This window comes from Bradyrhizobium erythrophlei, assembly GCF_042430365.1.
In the GTDB taxonomy this organism is placed as follows: domain Bacteria; phylum Pseudomonadota; class Alphaproteobacteria; order Rhizobiales; family Xanthobacteraceae; genus Bradyrhizobium; species Bradyrhizobium erythrophlei.
In genome coordinates, this window is the sequence record NZ_JBHMET010000109.1 from 1 (window position 1) to 2033 (window position 2033).

The 2033-nt window shown below is 59.9% G+C and carries 4 protein-coding genes; 3 read left to right on the forward strand and 1 reads right to left on the reverse strand.

Going from position 1 to position 2033, the window contains the following annotated elements; genetic code table 11:
- Positions 1 to 276: 276 nt before the first annotated feature.
- Both ACFFWD_RS17910 and ACFFWD_RS17915 read left to right on the forward strand, forming a co-directional pair.
- Positions 277 to 732, forward strand: a complete 456-nt coding sequence (locus tag ACFFWD_RS17910) for a hypothetical protein (protein ID WP_376967416.1) — start codon at positions 277 to 279, stop codon at positions 730 to 732.
- 156 nt (positions 733 to 888) lie between these two features.
- Entirely contained in the window at positions 889 to 1053 is a 165-nt protein-coding gene (locus tag ACFFWD_RS17915) for a hypothetical protein (RefSeq protein WP_376967418.1), read from the forward strand.
- Positions 1054 to 1060: 7 nt separating this feature from the next.
- On the opposite strand, the gene ACFFWD_RS17920 is transcribed toward ACFFWD_RS17915, so the two are convergent.
- Entirely contained in the window at positions 1061 to 1345 is a 285-nt protein-coding gene (locus tag ACFFWD_RS17920; protein ID WP_376967420.1) for a hypothetical protein, read from the reverse strand.
- A 346-nt stretch (positions 1346 to 1691) separates the two neighbouring features.
- On the opposite strand from ACFFWD_RS17920, the gene ACFFWD_RS17925 reads away from it, so the two are divergent.
- Complete coding sequence (locus ACFFWD_RS17925; RefSeq protein ID WP_376967422.1) at positions 1692 to 1865, forward strand: hypothetical protein; 174 nt, start codon at positions 1692 to 1694, stop codon at positions 1863 to 1865.
- Positions 1866 to 2033: the final 168 nt, after the last annotated feature.

Sequence of the window (2033 nt, forward strand, 5' to 3'; positions counted from 1 at the left end):
CAAGACCGTATCTGCCGGATCGACGAAAACCTCTTGCACCGCACGGCCGGACCATACATCAGGGTCACGAGCGTCGCGCTCCGAACAGACGGCCGCGCCCCGACTTCCGCTATTCCCCGTTCGCGACCGAGATCGCGCGGCGCTGCGACATGTCGCGATGGGCCGAGGCTGTGTAATTACTCGGCCGACCGAAATTCCGCAATAATCTGCCCGCGCGGTCACGCTATAGTCGGTCGGGCGAAAAGCGTATCGGGGCAATCCGACGCGGGCAGTCCAATGATACTCATAAGGGAAGGACAGGCGTTTCTGGCACGCTTCTTTCTGCTGCTTTTGTTGAGCGGCTGTGGAGAAGCGGACCAAGTAGCGGAACACGAGTGTCGTTCCTTGGATGTCCGCAGTTCGGTGCTTAAGATATTTTCGGACGATGAAAATAATAAACTGGTGGCTTTTGCTCTTAAATACTCGTCGCTTGACGCAATGATGAATGCTGCCAAATCGGAAACTGAAAAATCGGCGATTTTGGACGGTGCAAAAAAAAGCGCAGTTTACAGCTTGGATGGCACGATACTCAAGTCAAAGGACAAAGCAACGCGAGAGGTCACTTGCATTGGGATGTTGTCTGTTACCGTTTTAGATACGAGGGCGGAAAAAGAAATAGAATTTAGAGTGAAGCGAACGACCGACAGAACGCCGCTCGTTTCAGTCAGTCCTTTTCTTTTCACAGTCCAATAGTTCTGAAACCCCGAACTCTTCGGATTACCCGGCGAAGCGCTCCCTGCGTGCCTTCAGACTGACGACATTGACAAACCAGCGTTTACCGTCGAGACGGGCCTCTACCAGGCCACGCTCCGCCCACACGCGGGCGGTCTCATATTCGACGCCTGCGTCATGAGCGGCCGCCTTCAGCGGCAACCACTGTGCGGGCGGCTGTTCGAGCTGCGCAACCCGGGCGGCCAATTCGGCGACGGTACGCTGGAGAGCCGCAATGGCGGCATGCTGATCGCCGACCGGGGTCTCGGAGGCTGCAGTGCGGCAGGCTATTCGTCATTCTAACCTCCTGTTACTCGGTAGGACGGTCTAAGGGCAGGATGGGCCTGCTCAGCTCATCCAGCAGTTCGTAAACCTCGTCGCGCACGATCTCCTCGACATCCCGCCGCTCGCGCATTTCACAGGATGCCGCGATCTTGCCGGGGATCGACACGAGCCGTTCGCGCAGCATCGCGAACATCGTCTCCACCTCGCGCCGGACGCCCGCGAGGCTGACGTACTCGCGGCGGGCGACAGCGTTCTTAAGTCTGAGGGCGGCCGTCTGCTCCCGGGCAAGCGCGGTGCGCGCCTCCGACAACTTGAGCTTCGCTGGGAGATCGCCATGGCCGCCCCTAGCGGCTAGGCTTCCCTGCGATGACGGGCAATGTGCCCTTCCTGATGAAGGACGTTGTCCTGCTCGCCGTCTCGCTCTACCTCCTGAGGCAGGACGTGGTTCGCCTGACGCGGCAATAAGGTGGCACTCTGCTGATGGCGATGCGTCGCCGGCGAGCCTTCCGCTCGCCGGCGATTGCGCGTTCGGCAACGCTGCACGGTGCGGCGGTCTCGGTCGGCGGGTGTCGTCCTCGTCCATGGTCATCTCGAGCCAAATTCTGTGCAGCGGCGCCCGTCGGTGCTTGAGCCGGCTGCCTCCCTTGGAGATGACCTTGAAGCGCTCGCCGATCATCATCTGGACGGTCGGCGGAAGAGCAACCGTGAAGATCGAGATCATCCCGGCGATGCGATCTCCCTCGGCATCGAGTGACCCGACGCAGAGCGGAGCCGCAATGGTGTCGGGAGGATTGGGTGCCCTTCTCTCGCTTACCGCGTCTCGCGAGTGATCCATTTGATACGCAGCATAGGGCCTCAACTAATTCTCGCGGCCTCATCGCAGAACCGGCTGATCTGAGCGGAGACCTCGTCGATGCCGCCCACAAGCTGTTGGCCTAGTTTGCCGGGAAGAGCTATCGACGGTTTTTGTCGCGACGAGGGATACCGGCACGCGATTG